At 52.5% G+C, this 284-nt stretch carries 1 tRNA gene and 1 rRNA gene; both read right to left on the bottom strand.

Going from position 1 to position 284, the window contains the following annotated elements:
• Positions 1-60: 60 nt before the first annotated feature.
• Positions 61-136 (bottom strand) — tRNA-Glu (locus tag ACLH1U_RS25270).
• A gap of 85 nt (positions 137-221) precedes the next feature.
• A 16S ribosomal RNA gene (locus ACLH1U_RS25265) occupies positions 222-284 on the bottom strand; the annotation flags it as partial.

Here is a 284-nt window from a genome sequence, read left to right as displayed (position 1 = left end):
TCACCCGAAGATGAGTTTTGAGATAGTTCGGCACGCGTCTTTCACTCACGAACCAGCAAGTGGCGTCCCCTAGGGGATTCGAACCCCTGTTACCGCCGTGAAAGGGCGGTGTCCTGGGCCTCTAGACGAAGGGGACACTGAAGTCTCAATCGCAAGACGCCTTGCTTCTTTACTTTCATCAGACAATCTGTGTGAGCACTACAAAGGCAGGTTCTTTAAGGTAAGGAGGTGATCCAACCGCAGGTTCCCCTACGGTTACCTTGTTACGACTTCACCCCAGTCAT

Source organism: Klebsiella sp. 1SOBk5mer, assembly GCF_046603115.1.
GTDB classification, from domain to species: domain Bacteria; phylum Pseudomonadota; class Gammaproteobacteria; order Enterobacterales; family Enterobacteriaceae; genus Klebsiella; species Klebsiella quasipneumoniae.
This window is presented reverse-complemented; position numbering and strand designations above follow the sequence as displayed.